The 17,822-nt window shown below is 41.4% G+C and carries 16 protein-coding genes and 1 tRNA gene; 12 read left to right on the top strand and 5 right to left on the bottom strand.

The features are described 5' to 3' along the window. Nucleotides 1-4: 4 nt before the first annotated feature. From G602_RS0102260 to G602_RS0102250, 3 genes are read left to right on the top strand one after another with little or no spacing between them, the layout of a single operon-like run. Nucleotides 5-1,117, top strand: a complete 1,113-nt coding sequence (locus G602_RS0102260; RefSeq protein ID WP_026657465.1) for an ABC transporter ATP-binding protein — start codon at nt 5-7, stop codon at nt 1,115-1,117. A 14-nt stretch (nt 1,118-1,131) separates the two neighbouring features. Beyond that, a complete protein-coding gene (locus G602_RS0102255) occupies nt 1,132-2,055 on the top strand; it encodes an ABC transporter ATP-binding protein (protein WP_026657464.1) in 924 nt (307 codons plus the stop codon). Between the two features lie 21 nt (nt 2,056-2,076). After that, nucleotides 2,077-3,774, top strand: coding sequence for a peptide ABC transporter substrate-binding protein (locus G602_RS0102250; RefSeq protein WP_026657463.1), 1,698 nt, complete (start codon nt 2,077-2,079; stop codon nt 3,772-3,774). Between the two features lie 6 nt (nt 3,775-3,780). Here G602_RS0102250 and G602_RS0102245 read toward each other — a convergent pair whose 3' ends face one another. After that, entirely contained in the window at nt 3,781-4,752 is a 972-nt protein-coding gene (locus G602_RS0102245) for a LysR family transcriptional regulator (protein WP_026657462.1), read from the bottom strand. A 235-nt stretch (nt 4,753-4,987) separates the two neighbouring features. Between G602_RS0102245 and G602_RS0102240 the strand changes: the two genes are divergently transcribed. Further along, a tRNA-Gln gene (locus G602_RS0102240) sits at nt 4,988-5,060 on the top strand. A 127-nt stretch (nt 5,061-5,187) separates the two neighbouring features. Further along, complete coding sequence (locus G602_RS0102235; protein ID WP_026657460.1) at nt 5,188-5,823, top strand: CPBP family intramembrane glutamic endopeptidase; 636 nt, start codon at nt 5,188-5,190, stop codon at nt 5,821-5,823. Nucleotides 5,824-5,877: 54 nt separating this feature from the next. Here the strand turns inward: G602_RS0102235 and G602_RS0102230 are convergent, their stop codons facing one another. Together G602_RS0102230 and G602_RS24830 are read right to left on the bottom strand one after the other, a co-directional pair. Next, on the bottom strand, nt 5,878-7,557 hold the full coding sequence (locus G602_RS0102230; protein WP_026657459.1) for a bifunctional diguanylate cyclase/phosphodiesterase: 1,680 nt from the start codon (nt 7,555-7,557) through the stop codon (nt 5,878-5,880). Next, the gene (locus G602_RS24830) at nt 7,554-8,708 is read right to left on the bottom strand and encodes an AI-2E family transporter (protein WP_044930837.1); all 1,155 of its coding nucleotides are present in this window, start codon (nt 8,706-8,708) and stop codon (nt 7,554-7,556) included. The genes G602_RS0102230 and G602_RS24830 overlap by 4 nt, the downstream gene beginning before the upstream one ends. 273 nt (nt 8,709-8,981) lie before the next feature. Here G602_RS24830 and G602_RS0102220 point away from each other — a divergent pair, with 273 nt between their 5' ends. Continuing rightward, entirely contained in the window at nt 8,982-9,419 is a 438-nt protein-coding gene (locus G602_RS0102220) for a sugar 3,4-ketoisomerase (RefSeq protein WP_242835475.1), read from the top strand. On the opposite strand, the gene G602_RS0102215 is transcribed toward G602_RS0102220, so the two are convergent. Continuing rightward, nucleotides 9,390-10,985 (bottom strand): hypothetical protein, encoded by a 1,596-nt coding sequence (locus tag G602_RS0102215; protein WP_026657457.1) that lies wholly within the window; start codon nt 10,983-10,985, stop codon nt 9,390-9,392. The two genes, G602_RS0102220 and G602_RS0102215, sit on opposite strands and share 30 nt — an antisense overlap. A 48-nt stretch (nt 10,986-11,033) precedes the next feature. Here G602_RS0102215 and G602_RS0102210 point away from each other — a divergent pair, with 48 nt between their 5' ends. Genes G602_RS0102210 through G602_RS0102200 form a run of 3 tightly spaced genes read left to right on the top strand, consistent with a single transcriptional unit; the run spans nt 11,034 to nt 14,452 of the window. Continuing rightward, nucleotides 11,034-12,836 (top strand): DUF6020 family protein, encoded by a 1,803-nt coding sequence (locus G602_RS0102210; RefSeq protein ID WP_026657456.1) that lies wholly within the window; start codon nt 11,034-11,036, stop codon nt 12,834-12,836. 21 nt (nt 12,837-12,857) lie between these two features. Beyond that, nucleotides 12,858-13,625: an acyl-[acyl-carrier-protein] thioesterase gene (locus G602_RS0102205; RefSeq protein ID WP_026657455.1), complete on the top strand. Its 768-nt coding sequence runs from the start codon at nt 12,858-12,860 to the stop codon at nt 13,623-13,625. Then, nucleotides 13,619-14,452: a CvfB family protein gene (locus tag G602_RS0102200; RefSeq protein ID WP_026657453.1), complete on the top strand. Its 834-nt coding sequence runs from the start codon at nt 13,619-13,621 to the stop codon at nt 14,450-14,452. Before G602_RS0102205 ends, G602_RS0102200 begins: the two co-directional genes overlap by 7 nt. A gap of 183 nt (nt 14,453-14,635) precedes the next feature. On the opposite strand, the gene G602_RS30840 is transcribed toward G602_RS0102200, so the two are convergent. Beyond that, a complete protein-coding gene (locus tag G602_RS30840; protein ID WP_026657452.1) occupies nt 14,636-14,827 on the bottom strand; it encodes a YjfB family protein in 192 nt (63 codons plus the stop codon). Nucleotides 14,828-15,007: 180 nt separating this feature from the next. On the opposite strand from G602_RS30840, the gene G602_RS0102190 reads away from it, so the two are divergent. The 3 genes from G602_RS0102190 (at nt 15,008) to ftsX (ending at nt 17,805) form a co-directional block, all read left to right on the top strand. After that, entirely contained in the window at nt 15,008-16,090 is a 1,083-nt protein-coding gene (locus tag G602_RS0102190) for a PucR family transcriptional regulator (protein ID WP_026657451.1), read from the top strand. Between the two features lie 142 nt (nt 16,091-16,232). Next, nucleotides 16,233-16,922 carry a cell division ATP-binding protein FtsE gene (gene ftsE / locus G602_RS0102185; protein ID WP_026657450.1) on the top strand — a complete coding sequence of 230 codons (690 nt, stop codon included), beginning with the start codon at nt 16,233-16,235 and terminating at the stop codon, nt 16,920-16,922. Further along, the gene (ftsX, locus tag G602_RS0102180) at nt 16,909-17,805 is read left to right on the top strand and encodes a permease-like cell division protein FtsX (RefSeq protein WP_026657448.1); all 897 of its coding nucleotides are present in this window, start codon (nt 16,909-16,911) and stop codon (nt 17,803-17,805) included. Before ftsE ends, ftsX begins: the two co-directional genes overlap by 14 nt. Nucleotides 17,806-17,822: the final 17 nt, after the last annotated feature.

Genomic DNA, 17,822 nt, shown 5'->3' with positions numbered 1-17,822 from the left:
AGTTATGAAAGAAATTAATTATGGAGAACCAATTCTTGAAGTTAAAAATCTTTCCATATCTTTTCGGACTTCAGCGGGAAATCTGAATGCTATTCGCGGAGTGAGCTTTACACTGCATAAGGGCGAGACCGTAGCAATTGTTGGAGAATCGGGAAGCGGAAAATCCATAACCGTTAAATCAGTTATGGGAATAGAAAGTTCCAATCAGAAAATAAATGACGGGGAGATTCTTTATACCTTTTCAGAAAAGGGTAAGAAAAAAACAGTTGATCTTCTGAAGTTTTCAAAAAGAGATAAGATAGCAAGGTTCAATGGACAGAGAATCGCCATGATTTTCCAGGATCCCATGACAGCACTTAATCCGCTATTATCCATAGGAGATCAGCTTACGGAAGGTATGATAAGGCATCTTAAGATGAGTAAAAAGGACGCCTGGAAGAGAGGAATAGAGCTTCTGGATGAAGTAGGAATTCCCAACCCCACACTTTGCATGGAAAACTATCCACATCAGCTCTCCGGTGGTATGAGACAGAGAATAGTCATAGCGATAGCTCTTTCCTGTAATCCGGACATTCTTATCTGTGATGAGCCCACAACGGCTCTGGATGTGACAATACAGGCAAAGATACTGGATCTTATAAAGACTATGCAGGAAAAGCGCGGAATATCCGTTATTTTCATCACCCATGATCTTGGTGTGGTTGCAAAGGTTGCAGATTATGTCTGTGTAATGTATGCAGGAAAAATTGTTGAGAGAGGTACAGCGGAGGAAATTTATTTAAAGCCGAGGCATCCATATACATGGGGACTACTTCTGGCACTTCCTACACTGGATACAACATCGGACAGGCTGTATGCCATTCCCGGTACACCGCCTAACCTGCTTAAGAAAATCGTTGGTGATGCGTTTGCACCTCGTAACAGATATGCTCTTAACATCGATTATGAGGAAGAGCCACCGGAATATCAGATTTCGGAATCTCACATGGTGAGGTCGTGGCTTGAAAATCCTCAGGCGCCTATTGTGGAAATACCTGAGGAGTTGCAGGAGAGAATCATGGTAATGCTGGATAAATCATCAGCAGAAGATATCAGAGAGAGCTCCGTGGCAAGCTGAGAAAGGAGACTATTATGGAAAACAACACTCTTTTGGAAGTAAAGAATTTAAAGCAGTATTTTAAAAGCGGAAAGACTACTGTGAAGGCTGTTGATGATGTCTCCTTTAAAATTAAGAAGGGCTCTACTTTCGGTCTTGTAGGAGAATCTGGCAGCGGTAAATCAACCATAGGACGTGCGATCATCAGGCTCTATGATCCCACTGACGGTGAAGTGATTCTTGGAGGCAAAGAGGTATCCGGAAAAATGACAGCTGAAAAGAAAAAGTATCTCACAAGTAAGATGCAGATGATTTTTCAGGATCCCATGGCAAGTCTTAACCCCAGGAAAAAGGTAATTGATATTGTTGCAGAGGGGCTTGATTCCAATCATCTGTATAAGAACCGCAAGGAGAGAGAGGAGAAAGTCTTTGCAATGCTTGAGAGAGTCGGACTTAACCACGAGCAGGCAGGCCGATATCCGCATATGTTTTCGGGTGGACAGAGGCAGAGAATAGGAATTGCCAGAGCCATGATCATGGAGCCGGAACTGATTATCGCAGATGAGTGTATAAGTGCATTGGATGTATCAATTCAGGCACAGGTTGTAAATATTATGAAGGATCTGCAGAAGGAAAGAGGACTTACCTATCTTTTCATAGCACATGATCTCGCAATGGTTAAGTATATATCTGATTATATCGGAGTTATTCATTTGGGGCATTTCGTTGAGATGGGGACAAAGGAGGAGATTTTTGAACATCCGGTACATCCCTATACAAAATCACTTCTGTCGGCGATTCCGGAACCGAATCCACTGACGGAACCCACAAAGAAGCTTATCACATACGATAAGGCTAAGGAGAAAGTAGATTATTCCGCAGGAACAAATCATTTTCTGTCGGAGAATCATATGGTACTTGGAACTGACGAGGAGGTTGCCCGCTGGATGGCAGTTTAACAGCGGAGAGAGGAGAGGCTTATGAAAAAAGATCTATTGAAAAAGACTATTGGAATGATGACGGCACTGACGATGGCAATGTCTGTGACAATCAGTGTGACAGGCTGTGGCAGCGCGGGGGCAAAATCCTCAAGCGGAGTCGGAGGAACAACAGCATCGGCTGCAGAGGGAATTAACCTTAAGTATGCGCTTACGGAAGAACTGAATTCCCTTGACCCCAATCTTAACTACTCAGCAACATCCATGAGTATGATCAGTAACACAAACGAGGGTCTTTATAAGTACGACAAGGACGGCAGGATATCATATGGTCTTGCTGATAAGGTGGATATAAGTGAAGACGGTCTGACCTATACCTTCCATATCAGGGATGATGCGTATTGGTCAAACGGAGATAAGGTAACCGCAAACGACTTTGTATATAGCTGGAAGCGTCTGGCAGATCCCGATATGGGCTGCGTATATTCTTATATGCTGGTTACGGCAGGAGTCGAGAATGCACAGGAGGTAATAAGCGGAGCAGATGGCTTTACTACTGATGATCTGGGAATAAGCGCTCCTGATGAGAGCACCTTTGTTGTAAAGCTTACGGCGGCTAAATCCTATTTTGATTCTATTTTGGCATCAGGTACGTATTTCATGCCGGTAAATCAGAAGTTTGCTGAGGAAGCAGGAGACCAGTTCATGCTTGATAAAGAGAACTCAATCTACTGTGGACCGTTTGTAATGACCGAGTGGGAAGTAGGCGGAACAACCTATACACTTTCCAAAAATCCTGATTATTACGCTGCAGACGATATTGAGGTATCAACAATACATTATTCACTTTTAACAGATGCACAGCAGAAAATACTGGCTTGGGAAAGCGGAGAGCTTGACAGTGTGACCCTCACGGGTGACTATATTGCAAAGTATAAAGGTGACGAATCAATGCAGGTTCAGCTTCTTGGCGGACTGTTCTTTATAGCCTTTAATACAGAAAACAAGTACCTTTCCAATCAGAACTTAAGACTTGCTATCAGTACTGCAATCAACAAGGAGCCTATTGTAGACAGCATTCTCTGTGATCAGTCGGTGGCAGCGGATTATATTATTCCCGCAAGCTTTGCAGCTACCTCTGACGGAACCTATTACAGAGATTATGCAGGCAATCCTACATTCAATGAGTACGATCCCGATAAGGCAGCTGAGTATTTTGAAGCAGCAAAGAGTGAACTTGGAACAGATACGTTTGAATTGGAATTTTTGTACAACGATGACAGTAACCTTGCGGCTATTGCAGCAGATATTCAGTCTGAGCTTCAGGAGAAGCTCCCCGGTATGGTGATTACCCTAAGAAGTACCTCATATAACCAGAGACTCCAGGATATGGGAAATGGCGATTATGATTTCGGTATCACAAGATGGTATGGTGACTATCAGGATGCATCTACATTCCTTGATATGTGGATTGACGGCTCAGGACTTAACTATGAGAGATTCCACGATGATGAGTATATGGAGCTGTACAACAAGGTAATCGGCGAGCTGGCTACAAAGGATAAGGAAGCAGAGAGACTTGCAGCTCAGATGCGAATGGAAGAAATCATGGAAGAGCAGGCAATCATCTGTCCTCTCTATCAGCCTTCATCGGTAACACTGGTAAACACAGAGTATGAATATACATATAACACAAGCGGTTATATCATTCCCAGGTATACAAGAAAAAAAGCTGAGTAATAAGGATTACTCCCCGCGACCACAGTGGTACCGGGTGTACTTTATGAATGCTTCCTGTGCAGGCGTTATGGTAAGGGAATTCTGATAATAAAAATTAATATTTCTTATAGCCAGGTCGTCGTCTATTTTATAGAATACGACCTGGTTTTTATCGTTTTCAGAGGGCTGGGGAACTACATGAAGTGTTGTGTCCCTTATAAGTGTGAAACCATAGCCGTAGGATACAAGGTGGTAGGCCGTAGGTATCTGATCAAGATACATATAAACTTTTGGCACACTTCCCACGTGGTCGAAGAGTTCTAAGCTTCTGGAGTATAGATCATTCCCTTCTCTAAGGGATAAAAAGGGGAGGTCCTTAAAATACTCAAGAGAAACCCGTGGACAGGTATAGCTGCGCTGCCTGCCATCAAGAATATCCTCAAAGGAGAGCTGAAATTCCTTAAGAGTTTCGTTTATTTCCCATGAGCCCGGGATTGCAAGGATGAGCTGCTCCTTTAGGAAAAAAAGTTTTTTGAATTCTTCAAAGCCTGCAGGGTTGCTGCTTAGTGCGAAGTCAGTATGACCAAGCCTGAGGGACTTTATCATTTCCTCGCTTATGGTGTTTTCGCTAAGGTTAATATTTATGTGCGGATATTGAGAACGGAATGGATTTAGATATATTGGGAGTGAATAACAGCAATAGAAGCTTGTAGTTGTGAAATTAAGGTGGCCCTGATCAGAATTTTTAAGGCTTTCAAAATAATTCTGTGCTTCATTTTCAAGTGCCATGTACTTTTCTGCATACAAAATATACTGTCTGCCGGCATCAGTCAGAGTGATGGGATTGGTTGAACGATCGAATAAAGTGGTCCCAAGTTCATTTTCAAGGCGCCTTATAGTGGCGCTTAGTGATGGCTGCGAAATAAACATACTGGCAGCAGCCTTGGAGAAACTTCCACTTTTATAGACAGCATTGACATATTTGGCTTCACGTAACATATCAGAATTCCTTTCCTTTTTAAAAAACAAATAAAAAACGAGGGCGCTTTTTTAAACGTCCTCGTTTGGATTATAATAATACAAGCGTATACAAAATTCAAACACCTTTTTTGAATAAATTCCTAAAAACGATGTATAAAAATACAATTTATGGAAACTGCAAAATAAAATTATAAAAATTTTAAAAAAGTGCTTGCAATTTCTAAAAAACATCCGTATAATACAATCTTGTCGATGGGCTATCGCCAAGCGGTAAGGCAACGGACTCTGACTCCGTCACTCCGTAGGTTCGAATCCTACTAGCCCAGCTAATACTCCTCAGAAATAGTTCTGAGGAGTATTTTTTTACTATAATGTTATATACTAATATAAAATATAATGACTGTTGTGCTATAATTAGTTGATATATAGATGAATCAAGCTTAGAGGTGCGTTGTGAAATCTCAAATTAAGAATCTTGCATTCCCTATTGTATGGGAAGCATTATTTATAGCATTTTGTATAATAAAGCCTTTTAAGACTTTGTATATATTCTTTGTGTTCTATCTGGTTCTTGCTGTATATTTTGCCAGGGACTTTTCCTTTAAAGAGTATTCGCGCAATTTTAAGAGTCTTAAAAAGTTTTGGATTCCTGTTGCGTTTACGATTGTAGGAGCGCAGATAGCCTATATGGTTAAAATGAACCTGATTCAGGCTAATTTTATCGGGATTCTTGACGGGACGTATGGAATCACCTGGGAGAATAGCTATATTGGTGAACTTCTTTATGCTGTTACGATTTTATTCCTTTGTCCTGTTTCAGAAGAACTGTTTTTCAGAAAAGCAATTATGTGTTTTGATTCCGCAACCTGTGCTCTTTTGACATTTGTTTTGGGTGTCGTTCTATGCGGACTTAGCTATGCATATCTTCCATTGGGGATTGTAGAAGCTATGGTGTTATCGTTTCCTTACGCCATCGCATTTTTCTGCACCAGAAACATATATGTTCCGATCACAGTACATATGCTTTTCATGATGTATCAGCATATCCCGTCTATTGTCTACGATGTTGCGCGCATATCATTGAGGTAAAAAAATACGAGTTCCCTGAATATACAACTGCATGGGACCCGTATTTTTTATTATCTAATATTTTTCCTCAAAGTCCTGAATAGAAATAGCATGTGAGAAATAGTAGCCCTGGAATCTGTCGCAACCTATGGATTTCAGGAAAGCAAATTGCTCTTCAGTCTCAATCCCTTCTGCAACAACCTTCATGCCGAGCTTTTGAACCAGCTTAAGAGATGCCTCCAGGACTATTCTGGTTCTGTCATCGGATATACCCGCAATAAAGGATTTATCAAATTTTACATAGTCTGTATGAAGCTCCTTTAGCATATGTAAAGAGAGGTTTCCTTCACCGAAATTGTCGATGGCAACTCTGAAGCCTGCCTGTTTGAATCGGTCTATGATGGCAAGCTTGCCTTCGGTATCATTCATCAGATCTATCTCTGAGAATTCCAAAATAAGTTTATCAGCATCAATATTATATTTCTGTACAAGCTCCTTGACCTTTTTTAGAGCGTCCATGTAGAACAGATCCTTAGGCGATACGTTTACTGATATTACCAGGTGATCTCGGGCTGTGTTTTGCCATGAGCTGAGCTGTTTCATTACGTTTTCCCAGTTCATGATGTCGAGATCTGCTATATGTTCAGATTTTTCAAGAATGTGAATATATTTGTCGGAGGATACAACAGTTCCATCGGGCTTTATCCATCTGGTGAGGGCTTCTGCCCCTGTTATGTTTATTTCAGCGTCAAATACCGGCTGCAGATAGATATGGAATTGTCCATCCTCGAGGTTTTCCTTAAAGGTATTTAGAAATTCTATTTCGCTTTCAGCCTGTTTTAATAGTTTATTTGTATAGAAGGTTAGCACGTTTTCCCTGCGCTCATGCAAGGTTTGCAGGGCAAGGTCTGCTCTTTCAATCATAAGGGTTACCGGAATATCGGGATCGTCAATTCTGTATACACCCATATGGAAATACAGATGATAGTTCTCAGTGTCGATAATCTTGCCGATTTCTTCAATGGCATCCATAAAAATGCCCTCATCAAAGCGGCTCTCGGGCATACAGAGGACAAAATGGTCAGCATGGGTACGGCCATAAACGGTATCGGGACCGCAGCTTTTTCTTAGCATATCTGCTATGGCGATAAGGACTTCATTGCCTCGCTTTTGACCGTAGCGCTCATTGAGCGTGCGGAAGTGACGTATATCACCGGTTATAAGAACACGGTCCACATCGGGATCGTCAACTAACAGACGTCTTATTTCGCGGCTTAATCCGTCAAGGTTATAGAGTCTTGTGAGTAAGTCGTGGGTTGCAAGATAGTCAGCCTCAGTGCTGCCCTGAGACATTTGACGTCCGTCCACGCTATAGGATACTGCAGGAGCAGCTTCGGCCGGTTCCCCTTCCTTGTCGTCAATGCTTATAAGTTCCATTACACATGAAAAGTTATTTCTGTCCGGAAGTATCAGCTTAATAGGAATCGATTGGACGAGAAAACGATGACCTTCAAACACCTCGTCTTTTGTCTGGCGCTGTCCGCTCATAACCGCACGATAACTACAGCAGTTTGAGCATCTTGCTGCTGCATTCCAAGCTGCGTGACATTCTTTCTCGTAGTGAAGCTCACCGGAAGTATCTACTGAAATCTCGCGGCACTCAACGGGATCTACAATGCGAACAGTATCGTACATTCGCTTCATGTAATCCAACATATGCTTCAGTTCCTGATATGTGTACTCCTCTACATTCATGTCTGTTCCTCTTCGGGTGGTTCATTATGTGAAGCACGGGCAGCTTCTTTTTTCTGAATCCAATCCTGATATGTAAAATTGAAGATAGCTGCAAAAGGTATGGCGAGCATGATTCCTGCAATTCCAAACATTCTTCCGCCAACTACCAGGGTTACAAGTATCCAAACAGAAGAAACACCTAAAGTGTTACCGAATAACTTAGGCTTTATTACATATCCGTCCAGCGTCTGTAAGACAATGGTGAAGATAAGGAAAATAAGTGCGTGGATCGGATTAACAAGCACAAGTATAAATGCTCCGATAATGGCGCCTACGATGGGACCAAAGGTAGGAGCAAGGTTTGTCACGGCTACAAAGAGCGAAATAAGTACGGAATATGACATCCCGGTAATGAGCATAAAGATCCAGTTGATCACGCCGACAAGTAAGCCATCAAGAATATCTCCGGCTATGTAGCGTTTGAGGATATCATTGCAGGTGCTCCAAAATATACTTGCTCTCTCATACATGGCAGAGGGGATAAAAAGCTTCATAAGTCTTGTTGTTCCGTACTGCAGCTTTTCCTTACCTGCCAGAAAATATATGGCGAGGATTGAGCCAAGTATGAAATTGAAGAATCCCTTACCGATACCTGCTGATACATTGATTATCTGAGATACTGCAGCAGGAAGAGTTTGTGCAAACTGTGAAAGGAAGGTATTGATCCTGCTTGTGATACCGGATAAATCTATGTGGTAATTGCCTGCTGTAGCGCTGAAGTTGTTAAGGAGTGACTCCAGTGACAAAGCGTAATCATTCAGGTTATAAACAAAGGTTGATATACTGTCAACAAGCTGAGGAATAAGCGCAATCATAAGTACTACTATAAAAAGTATAATGGTCATAAAGGATAGCAGTATAGCCAGCGATCTTTTTATTGCTGCCTGTTTTATATCAGATAATACTGTTCTTTCGAAGAAAGAAACCAGTGGATGAACTACATATGCCAGTATCAGTCCGGTAATAACCGGGGCAAAATATTTTCCGAGGACACCGATTCCTTGGAAGAGCAGGTTGATATTTGATAGACCAAGATAAACAACAACTGCAGTACACGATGCGACAGTATATGGGAACCATTTCTGGTTGATGCATTTTTTAAAAAAGTTCATAGCCTTATTTGTGCTAAAATTGCACAAACCCCCCATCTTTGATATTTTTATATAGAACCAAGCATAAATATGTAAAAATACATATATCAAGCTTGCTTGTGTATATGTATTTTTGCATATTTATATTTGGCGAAAGCCAAAAATGAGAAAATGCTTGCATTTTCGAGTCTTGGTTCTATATATACTATATATCAATTGTAGACTCACAGACGAAGTCTTTCAATTAAAAAAGTATTAAGTTTCGTACAATTATTTACGTATAGGAGTATAACTATGTTAAATCACATGGATCGTGTAAAGATGATCGAATTTAAAGATATGGGTGATGAGAGGGGGCAGCTTGTTGTAGTTGAAGGCGGGATAGACATCCCTTTTGAGATAAGAAGAGCTTTCTACATTTATGGAAGTGATGCTACTGTTGTACGTGGTAAGCACGCAAATAAAAAGACAGAATTTGTATTGATAAATGTTGCCGGAACAAGTAAGGTCAAGGTGATGGATGGAGCAGGAAATGAAGCCATCTTTTGCCTTAACAGACCGAATACCGGAATCTACCTTCCAAACATGGTTTGGAAGGAAATGTATGATTTTAGTCCGGATTCAGTACTCCTGGTACTTGCCAGTGAGCACTATGATGCAAGCGAGTATATAAGAGACTATGATGAGTACGTAAAAGAGATATCATCTTTTGCCTTTAGCTCTGAGAATTGAAATAAGTAAAACTGATAAAAGGCCTGCCCATAATCCACAGGAAACAATGCTCCGTATGTATTCCATATGCGGAGCCTTTTTCTTGAAGACATACATGGTGGGATCTTCGGGACTGTATCCCTCAACGAGGTTTCCCTCTGCAATGGCGGCATCTACATCTGCCTGGGTCATCTCGATGTTCTTGTGTTTGAAATACGGATCCGCAATCTTTGTATTTACATAAAGAATCTGCGGCTCTGAGGTAGCTTTTTCATATACAAATGAGCCAAGCATACAGACAACCACAAAGATAAGGGTGTACCTGATTGCATGAGATGCGATTTCGCAAAAAGTACCTGAAAAGAAATTCCTGATTTTTTCGGGTATTACAGGAGAGCAGGTTATCTCTTTTTCACCGAAAGGGAGTATTAGAAATTCCTTTGAGAGAAATTCGGGATATTTTTCCGACTGCTTTTCCAAAGTGTTGTACAGCCATTGTCCAAGGAAAATGAAGGTCAGGTTCTTATAGCTTAGGTTGAATAAAAAAGGATCACTCATTCCTATAAAGCAAAAGGTAATGATTACAGCCAGTTCTCTGATTTTGTTTTCAGAAATAAGATTCCTTATCCAAAGAAGGTATATAATGCAGACGAATGCAAAGGGCACGACTCCTAGCTGTAAAAACAGATACAGAAAGGAATTATCAAGCATATACCAATTGGTCGGAGGCTTTTTAAAATATGATCCGAATAAGGTAATCTTTTCGTTGGTAAGAAAATAAAGAGCATATTCGTAGCGCTTGTGAAGGAGCTTATTGAGTATTGTAAAAAGACTTCCCTTCGCAAGAATGGGGCCGACGATTGAAAAGATTACAATAGCAGGAAAGAGAATGTGCAACAAAGCGTTTTCAGGTTTTGATCTGTCTGTTCTTGCATGTAAATAGAAATTAATTGCAAGATAAATTGTAATTGAAAGCAGACCTGTAAGACTGACTGTGTAGAGATAGACATACAGGTTTAAAAGCATGGCGATTATTTCTGCTTTCAGGAGTGCCTTGAGATCAGAGGCTTCGTACAGAAAGAAAAAAAGGATCACAAGGATAAGCAGAGTAGTATGTGCGGTGTTGGGGTAGGGGTATCCAAGGGAATGCCGTAAGAGATACCCATAGCCTGTTCGCCTGTTTATGTGGTTTAGCTCGGTTATCAGACCTGTAACGGAGAGCAGGTATAAAATAAAATATGCTGCACTAAGAATACAAAGTCCAAGGCGCATGACCTTCTTTTTGTTTATGCTTTTCATTCCAAGCATCATGGTGAAATAAAGAAGAAGCCCTTTTTCACCTGAGCACAGATAAGTCAGGGCACCGATTGATAAAAAGGATGCGATGGCAAGGTATTCCGCCAGGGTGTGTCTTGTTGACAGAACCTTAATTCCAAAGGCGAGTACTCCAAGGACCAGACATACATTATAAATCTTTTGTCCGTCGTAAAGTCCGACTGCTCTGGCTCCGAAAAGAACAAGAAAATAAATATAGTAAATAAGCTCGTATATTTTTATACTGTTTGTTGAGGGAACTGCTTTTTCCATGAGATTATGTGCTTCCTCCGCTAATATTCTAAAAGGATTATATCAGATATGTATGTATTTAATGCAAAAGAATTGAAGAACGCTCTTGTGGCTTTTATGTGTACATGGGGGGTGCAGCTTCTTTTTGGAATGACAGTCAGAAATCCGCTGACACTGATTTTCTTTGCGGTTTTCTTTTTAATGGGAGAAAAAGCAGGGGGTGGACACAGTAAAAGAGCCTTCCTGGTAATGGCTCTGATTTCTGTTTTTTTGTCTGCTGCCATTACATTTTTATGTGGGAAAAAGGCAGTATCAGCTTTCGACAGCGCGCTCTTTAAGCTTATGGGAATGGTTATTATTTTTGCAGGAGTGTCGCTTGTTGCCTTCAGGGTGATTCTGTTTCTGATAAGCCTTGTTCACGGGAAAAATGATTTGGGTAATGCTGCAGTAAAAGGCGATATTTTCTCAGAATTAAGGCCCGGGGAAGAAGAGGAAAAAGAATGCGGGTTTACTCTAAAAGACTGTGGGGTGATGCTTTTCTTTGCGCTAATTTGCTTTTTGTGCTGGTTTCCCTATTTTTTATATGAATACCCCGGAATAATGACCGCAGATTCCATAGTGCAGTATGAGCAGATTATAGGTGTTAATCCTTTGTCCAATCATCATCCTGTAATACATACGCTTACGATCGGTTTTTTCTACAATATAGGAATGAAGTTTACAGGGGATGTGAACAGAGCTATCAGCTTTTACACAATTGCGCAGATGGTGTTTTTGGCTTTATGTTGTGGAAGGACGGTCGTTCAGGTAAAGAGAACCCTTAAAGGGGGTAAATGGTTTATTCTTTCTCTTGTGTTTTTTGCACTGGTTCCCTTTAATGCAGTGTTTGCCGTGACAATATGGAAGGATGTTCCTTTCGCCGGGGTTGTAATGCTGATGGGATGCAGGCTCTGTGAAATGATAAGGAAAGAGAAGGCCGGTTTGTGTGATTATGTACTTTTGATGATACTGTCAGTATTTCTATCTCTTTTCAGATCAAACGGATGGTATGCTTTCCTGCTCTGTGCACCCTTTATGGTATGGGCATTCAGACGGGATATGGTAAAAGTTCTGATGGCTGTAGGCGGTGCGGTGCTGATTACTGCTATTGTCAAGGGACCTGTGATGAATGGCGCAGGGATAATACAGCCGGATTTTACAGAGTCGCTGTCGCTTCCGATTCAGCAGGTTGCCCACGTGCTTGTAGAGGATAAAGATATCCCGGTGCAGGATATGGAGAAGATTGAAGCTGTTATAGATACTACCTATATCCACGAGCTGTATGCTCCTGATTTTGCAGATAACATGAAAGAACTGGTAAGGGCTGGACATCCTGAGGTTATAGAGAATAATAAGGGGGAATATCTTGGATTATGGATCCGGACTGGTCTTAAGTATCCTGTTCAATATTTAAAGGCATGGTTTGACTTAGAGGGCGGATATGTGTATCCTGATATTCCTTATGAAGTGGGAAATATCGATGGAATAATGGGCAATGACTATGGCCTTATCCCTACTCCGCTCATTGGCGGAAAGGCTGTTGTAAAGGGGAAAGAGATACTTATTAAGCTTGGAAGCTTTGTTCCTCTTTACGGTATGCTGTGGTGTGCGGGCGCTTATACCTGGATGGTATGCTTTGCGCTTTTTGTGGTGATAAAAAAAGACAGGGGATATTTACCTTTTGTTATTTTGCAGGCGGCACTTATTTTGACACTTCTCATAGCAGCACCTGTGGTGGATTTCAGATATGAGTACGGGATTACCATGCTGATGCCGCTAACAGTTGCAATTTGTGTTATGATTATGAAAAAAAGAGGGATATTACATAGATAGAACTACTGGCGGAGATTTTACATGTATACGTTTAATTCAAGAATTAGATATACTGAAACTGATTTGGAACAGTACCTGACCCTCGAATCGCTGATTGATTATTTTCAGGACTGTTCAACCTTTCAGACGCAGGAGGGACCTGCAACCATTGAGTATATGGAGGAAAGAGGACTTGCCTGGGTGATAAACAGCTGGCAGGTAGTTGTAAAAAGGTTGCCGCATCTTGGCGAAAAGGTTACAATCGGAACACTGCCCTATGAGTTAAAAGGATTCATTGGGATGCGTAACTTTTTTATGGATACCGAAGATGGCGAGAGACTCTCGCTTGCAAATTCGGTGTGGTCGCTGATAAATATAAAAGAGGGAAGTCCTTACAGAATAGATGATGCGGTTGTTGCGACTTATCCTCTTGATGAAAAGCTACCCATGAATTACGAGGCTAGGAAGATTGCGATGCCGGATACTTCCGAGATTTATGAGGCAGATAGCAAAAAGGTCGGGATGCACCATCTTGATTCCAATCATCATGTTAACAACGGACAGTACATTAGAATTGCTCTGCAGGCATTTGATGCAGTTGCTAAGCGAGAAGAACTTGAGGATTTAAGAACTCTCGCTGAAAGCAGGGATGGGATTCAGCTCAGGGCGGAATACAGGCAGCAGGCGCATCTTGGTGACGTAATCAGCCCGGTTGTTTATATTAAGGATGGAGTTTATACGGCATTTTTAAATGATACAAACGGAAAACCATATTCAATAGTAGAAATAAAAAGGATAGAAAAATGTTAAGAATTGGAGAAAAACAGGAACTGATAATTATAAAGCAGGTGGATTTCGGTGTTTACCTTGCAGAGAAGGAAGGAAGCGACGACAAGGTCCTTTTGCCTAAGAAGCAGGTGCCGGAGGATGCGAAGCTTGGAGATAAGCTCTCGGTATTCTTATATAAGGATTCTGATGATAGGCTTATAGCAACAACAAGAACGCCCAAGCTTATGCTTGGACAGGTAAATATGCTTACCGTAAATGATGTGGGTAAGATAGGTGCTTTCATGGACTGGGGACTTGAAAAGGATGTGCTTTTGCCCTTCAGAGAGCAGACTCGCAAGGTGAAAAAGGGAGAAACTGTACTGTGTGCTCTTTATGTGGATAAGTCCGGAAGGCTTGCCGTGACAATGAATGTTTATGAGTTCCTTCGCACAGACAGCCCTTATCACAAAGAGGACAGAGTCCGCGGAACGGTTTACGAGACCAGCAGCAATTTTGGAGTATTCGTGGCAGTTGATGATATCTTTTCTGCACTTATCCCCAAAAAAGAACTGTACGGAGATATTAAGATCGGCGATGAAATAACAGCGAGAGTGGTGGACGTTCGTGAAGACGGGAAGCTGACATTAAGTGTCAGGGAGAAGGCATACCTTCAGATAGATACCGATGCACAGGTTATTCTTGATAAAATGGATAAAAACGGTGGTGTTTTATCTTTCACGGACAAGGCTTCGCCTGAGCGCATCCGTGAAGAAATGTCCATGAGTAAGAATGAATTCAAACGCGCCGTGGGACATCTTTTAAAAGAGGGTAAGATTGAGATTCTTGAGAATGAAATAAGAAAAATATGAGAATTATTACCCTCATCCGGCACTTCGTGCCACCTTCCCCCTGGAAGGGGGAAGGCACTGGAATGAGGTATAAACAAACAGGTAGCCCCATATGTATATGTGGTTTTTCAGCCGATTGTACGTCCATCGTAACGAGACTGAAACAACTACATATACATATGGGGCTACCGTCCGGTTAAACAATTATAACCTAACGTCGATTGTGCCACCCAGTTCGGGGGTTACACTCCTTTCGAGGGCGGACACATCCAACATATCTTCAATGGTATTTCCGGCTTCCTTAAGTGCATCAAGATTTTTGGAGAGCATAGCTGTTCCCCAGTCCGATTGAACCTTACTTGCTGATAATGCCATTGATAATTCGGGTATGTCCATAGGCACCTCCTTTTGCGCATGGAATACGCATCTACTTTTCTGTATCTTATATCGGATAAGTGTCCTGAAATTTTTATTATGGAAAATTAACAAAAAAATAGATAAAATTTGTGGATTTTTATGCATTTATCGAGTAGAATGAGAGAAGAACAATGAAAATATAATCGTGGGAGATTATCTATGATTTCAAATCAAATCCTTCAAAATACCATAGATGGGCTGAAAGGCATTGCCCATGTTGATTTATGTGTGCTGGATGTGGATGGCAATGAGGTTGCTGCCACAAGACCGGATTTTGCTAACATGGGAGAGTCTGTAAGGGACTTTGTCAGATCGCCTGCAGATTCACAGGAAGTTCAGGGACACCAGTTTTTCAAGGTGTATGATGAACAACAGCTGGAGTATATTCTGATTGCTGCCGGAAGTGGTGAGAGTACCTATACGATTGGTAAGATGATTGCTTATCAGATACAGGGACTGCTTGTCGCTTATAAAGAGCGCTTTGATAAGGATAACTTTATCAAGAACCTGCTTCTTGACAACCTGCTTTTGGTGGATATATATAGTAGAGCGAAGAAACTGCATATTCCTGCAGATTCCAAGCGGGTTACCATGATTATCGCAGCTGAAAAGGTTAGAGAAAACAATGTCCTTGAGCTCGTAAGAACCCACATAACAGGTAACGGCGGAGACTTCGTGACAGAGGTTGACGAGGATAATGTTATTGTTGTGAAGGATGTTTCTGAATACTCTAAGAATGAGGATATTTCCAAATCTGCGATTGAGCTCCAGGAGCATTTGGAATCACAGGGTATAACAGGGGTTCATATAGCAATCGGTACAGTTGTCGGTGAGATTAAGGAAGTCAGCCGTTCTTACAAAGAGGCTAAGATGGCACTTGATGTAGGAAGGATTTTCTTTGATGAGCGCAAGGTTATAAGCTATGGGGAGCTTGGCATCGGCAGACTTATTTATCAGCTCCCGATTCCGCTTTGCAAAATGTTCATCCGTGAGATATTCGGTGGAAAAAATCCTGATGGATTTGACCAGGAGACTCTGGCTACGATTGATAAATTCTTTGAGAATAACCTGAATGTTTCCGAGACTTCAAGACAGCTTTTCATACACAGAAATACCCTTGTGTACAGACTTGATAAGCTGCAGAAGAGTACGGGACTTGACCTCAGGGTCTTTGATGATGCGATTACCTTTAAGATTGCACTTATGGTTGTGAGATATATGAAATACATGGAGCGATATTAAATTTCCAAAGTCAAAGCCGTTGTGCTTGCACAAAACGGCTTTTGACCTCACCATGTGTTCTGTAAAATGATTTAAGAGGAGTTTTTGTATGGAAAAAGTTAACAGGAGAAAGCGCTCAGTCAGTGTCGATCTGGCTGATGATATAATCACGCTTGATAACGTGACCAAATCATATTCGACGGGCGCACCAGCTTTAAATGGAGTCACCCTTCATATCAGGAAGGGTGAATTTGTTTTTATAGTAGGAGACAGCGGATCGGGTAAATCTACTTTGATCAAGCTTCTTTTGAGAGAGCTTGTTCCCACTGACGGAACAATAACAGTCATGGGGCAGGATCTTGGCAGAATGCGCCACAGAAACATTCCGAAATTCAGGAGAAAACTGGGGATAGTTTTCCAGGATTTCCGTCTGCTAAAAGACAGAAATGTATATGAGAATGTTGCATTTGCGCAGAGAATAATTCAGAAATCCACCAGGGATATCAAGAAGAATGTTCCTTCGGTACTGGCTATGGTGGGACTTGCAGGAAAGTACAAAAGTAAGGTTACTCAGCTTGCAGGTGGTGAGCAGCAGAGAGTTGCTCTTGCAAGAGCTATCGTGAACAGACCTGAAATACTGCTTGCAGATGAGCCTACAGGTAACCTTGATCCTAATAATACCTGGGAAATTATGAAGCTCATGGAACAGATAAATGCGAATGGTACAACAGTCATAGTTGTTACTCATAACAGGGAGATCGTTAACGCGATGCATAAGCGCGTTATTACTATGAAAAAAGGCGTCGTGATTCACGACGAAGAAGAGGGTGAATATCACGATGAGGATGAGTAGTTTATTTTATACACTGGGACAGGGCTTTAAGAACCTTAGGCGAAACAGATGGTATACGCTTGCGTCTATAGCAACAATCAGTGCCTGCCTGTTTTTGTTCGGTGTATTTTATTCAATAGTTACTAACTTTCAGCATGTTGTTCAGACTGCTGAGGAAGGGGTGTCGGTCACTGTATTTTTTAATGAGGGCACAAGCGAGGATGTTATTCTGGCGACGAAGGCTCTTATTGAGAAAAGACCTGAAGTTAGCAGGGTAGATTACATATCTGCCCAGGATGCATGGGATAGTTTTAAAACAGATTATCTTGGAGAGTATGCAGATGGCTTTACCGAGAACCCGCTTGAAGATTCGGCCAACCTGCAGATATATCTGAATGATGTATCCATGCAGCCTGCAGTGGTTACCTATCTGGAGTCTATTGATGGCGTCAGAATGGTTAACAGATCAGAGGTTACCGCATCTACGCTTAGTGGAATAAACAGTCTTATAGCATATGTTTCACTTGGAATAATTGCTATACTGCTGCTGGTTTCCATTTTCCTTATAAGCAATACTGTCACAATCGGTATTTCTGTAAGAAAAGAAGAAATTAATATCATGAAATACATAGGTGCTACAGACTTTTTTGTTCGTGCTCCGTTTGTAATAGAGGGTATCATAATCGGCCTTATAGGCTCGCTTATACCGCTGGTTATTATTTATTTTGTTTATAACAAGGCAGCAGAATTCTTGGCAGTAAGATTTTCAATGCTCAATTCTATATTGGATATTCTTCCTGTTGGAAAGATATTCGAAGCGCTTACGCCCATTTCAATACTTATTGGTGTGGGAATTGGCTTCCTTGGAAGTGTTACAACTGTTCGTAAGCACTTACACGTATAAAAAGAGCATTTGGGAGG

Source organism: Butyrivibrio sp. AC2005, assembly GCF_000424145.1.
Taxonomy (GTDB): Bacteria; Bacillota; Clostridia; order Lachnospirales; family Lachnospiraceae; genus Butyrivibrio.
The sequence above is the reverse complement of the archived record's forward strand: the minus strand, read 5'-3'. Positions and strand labels throughout refer to the sequence as shown.